The sequence below is a fragment of the Calothrix rhizosoleniae SC01 genome, from assembly GCF_900185595.1.
Classification (GTDB): Bacteria; Cyanobacteriota; Cyanobacteriia; order Cyanobacteriales; family Nostocaceae; genus Calothrix_A; species Calothrix_A rhizosoleniae.
This window is the reverse complement of the sequence record NZ_FYBH01000193.1, coordinates 1-8,110: the sequence shown is the minus strand read 5'-3', so window position 1 is coordinate 8,110 and position 8,110 is coordinate 1. Positions and strand designations below refer to the sequence as shown.

At 42.3% G+C, this 8,110-nt stretch carries 5 protein-coding genes and 1 pseudogene; 1 reads left to right on the top strand and 5 read right to left on the bottom strand.

Annotation, left to right across the window (positions count from 1 at the left end; genetic code table 11):
- Positions 1–8: 8 nt before the first annotated feature.
- The 5 genes and pseudogenes from CALSC_RS26990 to CALSC_RS12070 form a co-directional block, all read right to left on the bottom strand.
- Positions 9–185 (bottom strand): hypothetical protein, encoded by a 177-nt coding sequence (locus CALSC_RS26990; RefSeq protein WP_200817621.1) that lies wholly within the window; start codon positions 183–185, stop codon positions 9–11.
- A gap of 232 nt (positions 186–417) precedes the next feature.
- On the bottom strand, positions 418–612 hold the full coding sequence (locus tag CALSC_RS12085; RefSeq protein ID WP_088241596.1) for a hypothetical protein: 195 nt from the start codon (positions 610–612) through the stop codon (positions 418–420).
- 31 nt (positions 613–643) lie between these two features.
- Complete coding sequence (locus CALSC_RS12080; protein WP_088241595.1) at positions 644–2,356, bottom strand: diflavin flavoprotein; 1,713 nt, start codon at positions 2,354–2,356, stop codon at positions 644–646.
- Positions 2,357–2,559: 203 nt separating this feature from the next.
- Positions 2,560–3,906: pseudogene (locus CALSC_RS12075) on the bottom strand (flavin reductase); the annotation flags it as partial.
- A gap of 120 nt (positions 3,907–4,026) precedes the next feature.
- Entirely contained in the window at positions 4,027–5,943 is a 1,917-nt protein-coding gene (locus CALSC_RS12070; RefSeq protein ID WP_088241594.1) for a GTPase family protein, read from the bottom strand.
- 71 nt (positions 5,944–6,014) lie between these two features.
- Here CALSC_RS12070 and CALSC_RS12065 point away from each other — a divergent pair.
- A partial coding sequence (locus CALSC_RS12065; protein WP_235006768.1) for an NACHT domain-containing protein occupies positions 6,015–8,110 on the top strand: 2,096 nt, incomplete at its 3' end.

Sequence of the window (8,110 nt, the reverse complement as noted above, 5' to 3'; positions counted from 1 at the left end):
TACTTGGTTTAATAGTGCCCTTTAGCATCACATTCTTTTGCCAAACACTTATTGAGAAATTCTACTCTGTAAACTAGTGCAAATTGACGGGGATTTAAAATTAGTTTCTGATAAGGATGAATTAGAGGTTGGTTGAGATATTCCCAGAGAGGAAATTTCACTTGGATCTGTTTACGATTATTCATATGAAGAGTAAGATAATATCAACATTTAAAATTTTTGTATTAACTCTAATAATAAGTGTTAACTAATGACATATAAGCTCAATATTGCACAATTGATAAATAATTGTCTTGGTTACAATTGCTGAATATAATTCATCCGCAATACTATATTACGTAGATATAACGCCAAGTATTAATACTCAAAAAGTAGATGCACATTACTAGGCGAGTTTAGAGGCGCAGTATCTAAAAACTATGTCAGCAAAATCATAATTTTATAGCGTTGCCGATCGCGGGGATAGAATGGTTGCTGACCAGAAAAAGCAGGGAAAAAGCTGTTCTGAGCAAGGGGGAATGCTATTTTTTCCTCTGCTCCCTGCCCCCTGCTCTCTGCTCTCTGCTCCCTTGCCTCTTTGTGACCTGCAACTTTGTTGCGAATTGTGCACAATCATCCCTTCAATCAGCAACACCAATTTTACCTAGTATTGAGTACCTGTCTTGCGATAGTGTACGGCAGTCACAACATCAGGCTGGAGCAATTTACCATTATCAATGGTCGCATAAATAACCCAGTGATCGCCACATTCCATACGTTGCTGGACAGTACATTCTAGGTATGCTGAGGCATCACAAAGGATAGTACAACCATTATCAGCAACAGTGGTGGAGAATTTAGCAAAGCGGTCTTCTCCCGGTGCAAATGACTGGCGAAAATGTTTCATGTATTCTTGCTGTTTGCCTTCAGCCAGAATATTCAGGACAAATTTACCCCCTGAATATAAAAGGGATTCTACTGCCCTATCTTGACCAATAGCAATGGTAATTCCTGGGGGATTAAAGGTGGCTTGAGAAACCCAAGCGCCTAACATGCCAGTGGATACATCACCTTGATTCGCAGCCAGTACATACACTGAGCCAACTATTCGACCAACAGCTTGTTCCATAGGTGTAGCGGCTGTTTGAGGAACCCTAATTTTCTTAGCTTTTTTCAGGACTTGAACAAAATCTGTACCTAGCTCTTCGCATTCTTTGAGGATAATATCAGAAGGTTTAAATTTAACTTTCAAAGTCTCAAAGCCCAATTTATATCCAGCTTCTTTGAGTTTACCCTCAATTAAGTCAAAAGCTTCTCCACTCCAACCATAGGAACCAAATACCCCAGCTATTTTACTGTGATCGGCTATAGATAAGACAATACCTAATGCTCCATGAATAGGCGTAGGTGCATGACCTCCAATGGTGGGAGAACCAATGATAAAACCATCTGCTTTTTCTACTGCTGCCCGAATTTGGTCAGGTTCGGCAAATTCACAGTTAATGGATTGGACTGCGGCTCCCCCTTTATTGAGTCCAAAAGCGATCGCTTGAGCCAGGGTAGCTGTATTACCATAGGCTGAGGCATATAGTAAGGCAACAGATATTTCCCGTTTGGTTTGAGCGCGACTCCATTGTTCGTAGAATTTGGTTAGGTCTATCAGACCATAGCGTACCAAAGGACCATGACCGACACCATACATTCTCACCTGGAGATCAGAAATTTTTTCTAAGGCTGCTAATACATGGGAAGCATTGGAAGCCATTAAACAATCAAAGTAGTATCGCTGATCTTCCTGAAGGGTTTCCCCTTGTTCATCAAAAATTTCATCTCCACAGACATGGCTCGCAAATAGCTTACCCGTGTATAAAATTTGTGTTTGAGGGTCGTAAGTACACAGTCCTTCTGGCCATCGGGGACTGGGGGTAGGAATAAAGCGTAAAACATGGCCTTTGCCTAAATCTAGGGTTTCCTTACCCCGCATGGTTAAGACCTTTAATTCCTGTTCGGAAAAAGCTTCTTTTAAATGGGAAGCAGTAATGACAGAAGATACAAAAGTAACTTGAGGAGCCCTTTCTAAAATAGTTTTGAGGGTGGCTAATCGGTTGGGGTTAAAATGACCCAAAATTACATAATCTAATTTGCTCCAGTCCAAACACTGGCGCAATGCTTCTAAATAAATCTCGGCAAAAGTTTCTGGTGTGGGATCGATAATTGCAGTGCGATCGCCTTGAATTATATAACTATTGACGGTAGTACCCTTAGCTCGTGCAAACTCGATTTCAAATCTCAAACGTGTCCAACTGCGTGCCCTCAATACCAAAGTGTCAGTGGCGATTGGTACATACTGCACGTCACGAGGATGGGTATTGTTCATATGTTTTTAAGTGAAGGATGAGATGAGCAGTGAGGGAGGGAAGGAGTGAGGGAGGGAAGGAGGGAAGGAGTGAAAGAAGTGTGGGAAGTGTGGGAAGTATGGGGAGATAAAATAACTAACTATCAACCATCAACTACCAACCCCTAACTATCAACTACCAACCATCAACTACCAACCATCAACTACCAACCCCTAACTCTTTCTTAGTAATAGTTACCGACTTTACGATGGCGAACTGCGGTTAGTCCTTCAGGGTTGGAAACTCGACCATCTTGTACTGTGCAATACATGATGAAATGGTCGCTACATTCCATAGTACTGATGACTTCACATTCCATGTATGCTAAAGCATCTGTAAGAATAGGACAGCCATTTTTTGCTGTTTGGGTATTGACTCCAGCAAAGCGATCGCAACCAGGAAGTAGACGCTTGAGGAAGTGTTTCTTCAATTGCTTGTAATTGCCTTCTTCCAAGACGTTCAGAACAAAGCGATCACCTATGTGTAAGAATGATTCAATTGCTCTATCTTTAGCAACAGCAACGGTAAAGCCGAGGGGTTGTAAACTAGCTTGAGCGACCCAAGATGCGAGCATGGCACTCTTATTCTCACCTTTAGCGGTGGTAATGATATATAGTCCATTACTAATGCGACCTAGGGCTTTTTCCAGATTCACATCAATAGACTTAATTTGTTTGATGTTGCGAGCGCGCACCACCAACTGTCCCATATCTGTGCCAGATTCTTCTAGTTCCTTAAATAGAGGTTCATCGGGTATTTGTTTCACCTTAATGGCAGGGAAAGCTTCCTTAATGCCAAGGTCGATAAATCTCTTACGTAGGGGGGCAATAGGCTCGTCATCACCACCATAGCATTCAAAGAAACCGATAAATTGCTTATTCTTGACAACTGAGAGTAAAGAACTAATTGCCGCATGAGCCCCCACATGATCTGATGGTGGCATTCCAATGATGATACCAGCAGAGCGACCAGCTAGTTCATTTACTTCCTGCACATCTGCGGTGCCGATATCAATGGTTTCTACACCCACCTCACTTTTCTGAATCCCTTGGGAAATTGATTGTGCCAAGCGATCGCTATATCCATATTCGGAGACATAAAACAAACCAACGGTGGTTTCTTTTGTGGCTTGTTTTTGGCTCCAGTTCTGGTAACATCCCCTGAGTATATCTAGGTGATGATACAGTAAAGGACCATGACCATTAGCAATGATTTTTATGTCTCCTAACTCACCCATTTTCTTCATTGCATTCAACAAAGAACGGGCATTTGGGCCCATCAAGCAGTCATAGTAAAATCTAAAATCTGCTTCGATCGCCTCTAGGTCTTTATCGAAGGTGTCATCACTACAATAGTGCATACCAAAGGCATCACAGGTGTAGAGGACTTGGGTTTTTCGATCAAAGCTGAAAATGGTATCAGGCCAATGCAGGTTAGGCGCACTGACAAATTCCATTTCGTGTCCTTTTCCTAAATTTATGCGATCGCCACTTTTGACTATTCGCTTAGAAAAAGGGTCATGAACTACATTTACAGTATCAAATGAATTTTAGATTTTGGATTTTAGATTTTGGATTTTGTTTCTCTCCCCCTGCCCCCTGCACCCTGCCCCCTTGCGGTCTTAACCATAAGTCTTTAACCGAACATGATATTACTTGCCCGTAGCACTATAATATTCATAACGTTGGTAGAGTTGTTCTATGGTCAAGTTCTGTGTCCAGTATTCCACTAGGGTTTGACCAAATGCCCAAGCATAGTTATCGCTAGAACCATTCTTTCTTGTCAGTATTTTCCACAGGATTAATAAGTCAAATTTTATCGGATTATCTGCTGTATTTAAGAGAGAAAATAGGTCATATGCCATTTGCAACTTGCCAATGACAACGGGTAATTGTTCCACAGAAATTTGCTGTGCTAAGAGATTACCTAATGCTGGAGAACCGGTGGATTGAGTGGAAATAAACTGGAGAACAGGACTTTTGAGTAATGCGGTGAGTCCTTCACTAGTCGCCATTTGCAGGGTGTAGCGATCGATGATTTGGGCTGCAGCAACTGTACGAGCCTCTAAGTTCCGCAGAAAGCGAGCCAGACGCAATTGTTTTGCTGGAGCGATCGCTTGTAATAATCCCAAGGATAATGCATCTATGCCCCAAGCATCTCTCCCTATACTTATATCATTATTAACTATGGGCAATACCAATTGGCAGTATTTTTCTAATTCCTGCATCCGGTATTCCACTGCTTGGCGAATATTATTTTCTTTGGGGGAGTCTCCTAACTGCCAGTTATAGGGTGGTTGCCATTCCCGTATTGGACGCAAGCGATCGACTTGAGTAACTGCGGTAATTACGGGTAAGTTGGTAACTTCTGTGGTAATAATTTGCAGAAAATCTATATCCATTTGCAAGGCTGGATATAACGCCGGATTAATCAATAACAGCAAATCGGCTTTATGGGCATAATCTAAAACCAACTGCCGTAAATCTCCACGGCTGACTTGTTCGTAACCAGGAGTATCCCAGAGTGTGAGGGTTTCGCCTGTTGGGCTTTCCCAGTGATAACTCTGAAGTTTATCAGTGCTTGGTAATACATCTACCGCCGCCTTCTCTGATTGAAATAGGGTGTTAATTAAGCTACTTTTACCAGAACCCGTGCGCCCCACCAGTAAAATATCAACGGGTTTTTGCTCAACGACTTCCACGGGTTGAGCTTGGGTGAGGATTTCTCGCAGGGTTTGGGTTTTTGTCTCTGGTAGCTGGGCGGGAATGTTTGTCAATTCTAAGGTTGGTAAGGTGTCACGACTGTAGAGAGCAACGGCTTGACGACACAAATTTCTCAGGGCGACTTCTCGCAACAATTGACCCAAATTTACCAGTAGTTGCTGGGTTGCTTGTTCGCTAGAACCTTGACTAGCGTTCTTTGCCAACGCAGCTATGGGGTTGAGTAACCATTGTGCCCAATTTAATACCTGCAATAATTTTCTGGCTGACGGTTCCAAACGCTGGTAGACTTCATATGCTTGGTATGCTTGCCCTACAGAGACTTGATTGAGGACGGGTGATAATTTTTGCATCCATTGATCCATATCATCCACCGTTCCTCGAATTAATCCGTAAGCTTGGGGTATATAAATATTCAGGAGGGGGTATTTGACTTCCGGGTGATAAATATTGGCGATCGCTACTACTAAATTTTGACATCGTTGCCAAAAAGTCTGCCAATCTTCCCAAATCAATGGATCACCTTGACTCTTGACAAGAATATCTTGCAATGCGGTTTCTACTTGACTGGTGGTATTCTCTTCAGTATTAATACTGATTGTACTTGTAGTTTGAAATGCCAACTCTTGATTGACTTGAGCGATCGCAGTTTCTAATTCCCGTACCACCGGACTAGTCCATGTAACTAGTAACCACCGCCAACCAACCAGCATCAGGGTAAATATCGCCCAAATCCAATTGATACCCCAATTATGGATTTGCCATCCTGCTGCTAATAATAAAAAGCCGATAATAATTGCGATCGGCATTATTAATATAATCCATTGCCATAGTTTTAAACGCACCATTGTTTTTCAGCATTGCCCACTTTAGCATTATCCCGTAGGGGCACGGCATCGACAATCTATGGGATTATCAAATGATCTTAACCAGGCCGTGCCCTAGGCTGGAGATGCGATCGCTGCGGGAAATTGGTTATGATAATTTCAGTGAATTCTCGCAAATAGTCTATATTATTGGGTTAGTATTCCAGGTAGGGGATTTACTTGATTTAGAAGACTTGCGTCTATATCATAGCAAAACCGTCTTTTTTGACTTTTACAGCTGTAACTTCATCAAAGTAGTGGACTGGAAACCTTACCTACAATCCATCTGTGATACTTACGCTAAATGGTGTAGCTTTTATACACTGACAGATGTGGTGAGTCAGCAACAGAATGAGCCAAAACAGCCATTTCCCCTACTTCATAATTTGATGGTGGAGACGGTTAAGCCAGAGAAAGAAAGTACGGAAGAACAGCAAGAACAAATCGAACGGTTAACTGTTCTGGATGGCTTACGTAAATATGCTGAAAAGCATGTATTATTAATTGGTCGTCCTGGCTCAGGTAAATCTACAGCATTGGTAAGGTTGCTGTTGGAATCAGCCCAAACCCACCTGGAAATGAATTTCCAGGCTAACAGGGAAAATCGTCTCAAGACGACTGAATCCCCTGCTCATACTCAGTTTCAACGGACTTCGGCTATGAGCCAGGGGATTGATTCCTTGGCGGTTTCGGTGAATAACGCAGCTATTCCCGTCCTCGTAGAACTGCGTTATTACCAAACCTCCATCCTCGATTTAATCCGCGACTTCCTCAAACGCCATCAAATATTGTTGTCAACTCGCGAGATAGAACAACTGCTGTTTGAGGGACAATTCTTATTACTTGTGGATGGGGTGAACGAATTACCATCAGAAGCAGCACGGGGGGATTTACACAAGTTCCGTCAAGACTACCGCAACACCACACCGATGGTATTCACCACGCGAGACTTGGGAGTGGGTGGTGATTTAGGAATTGAGAACAAGCTGCAAATGCAACCCCTGAGTGAAGAACAGATGCGGGAGTTTGTTTGTAGATATCTCCCGGAACAAGAGGAAGAGATGTTAAAGCAGTTAGAGGGACGTTTGCGGGAGTTGGGAGAAACCCCTCTGCTGTTATGGATGCTTTGTTCAGTGTTTGTGGATAACCAGAATCAAGTACCTGCTAATTTGGGTTCGGTATTTCGTCGCTTCACGGAAATTTACAACACTAATCTGAAACAAGATATCCCCGTATCAGATGAATCTCGTCGTTGGTGGAGGCGCTTGTTACAGCATTTGGCTTGGGTGATGACGCAGGGGGAATCAAAAACGGAGATTCTCGTTGCTATCCCCAAGCAACAAGCTAGGGATATTTTGACGCAGTTTCTCAAACAGCAAGATTATCATCAGCCAAGGAATGCAGAAGTATGGTTAGATGACTTACTCAACCATCATCTGATTCAAGTAGGAACGGAAAATAAAATCGAGTTTCGCCATCAACTGCTACAAGAATATTACGCTGCAGAAAGGTTATTGCAGGAGTTACCAAAACTGAGTGATGAGCAATTGCAGTGGGATTATTTGAATTATTTGAAGTGGACGGAACCTGTAGCTTTGATGATGCAGTTGGTAGAGAAGCAATCTGAAGCGGTGCATGTGGTTAAGTTGGCATTGGCGGCAGATTGGCAATTAGGCGCAAGGTTAGCAGGAGAAGTTAAACCACAATTGCAGGAGGAAACTGTTAAGTTAATTACTGATTTAAATTTTCCTAAATTATTGGAATTTAGGTTGTTAGGAATTAGTAAATCTGATGCTGCAGTATCAGAGTTAATTAAATTTCTCGAAGATGAAGACTCCTCTGTGCGTAGTAGTGCAGCAGATACTTTGGTAGAAATCAAATCTGATGCCGTAGTACCAGGATTAATTAAACTTCTAGAAAATCAAGACTTATTTGTGCGTAGTAGTGCAGCAGATACTTTGGTAAAAATCAAATCTGATGCCGCAGTACCAGGATTAATTAAACTTCTAGAAGATGAAGACTTCTCTGTGCGTAGTAGTGCAGCAGATACTTTGGTAGCGATAGAATCTGATGCCGCAGTACCAGGATTAATTAAACTTCTAGAAGATGAAGACTTCTCTGTGCGTAGTAGTGCAGCATATGCTTTGGG

Coding starts and splice junctions, on each gene's coding strand:
- CALSC_RS26990 (WP_200817621.1), bottom strand. CDS start 185: ATGAATAATCGTAAACAGATCCAAGTGAAATTTCCTCTCTGGGAATAT.
- CALSC_RS12080 (WP_088241595.1), bottom strand. CDS start 2,356: ATGAACAATACCCATCCTCGTGACGTGCAGTATGTACCAATCGCCACT.
- CALSC_RS12070 (WP_088241594.1), bottom strand. CDS start 5,943: ATGGTGCGTTTAAAACTATGGCAATGGATTATATTAATAATGCCGATC.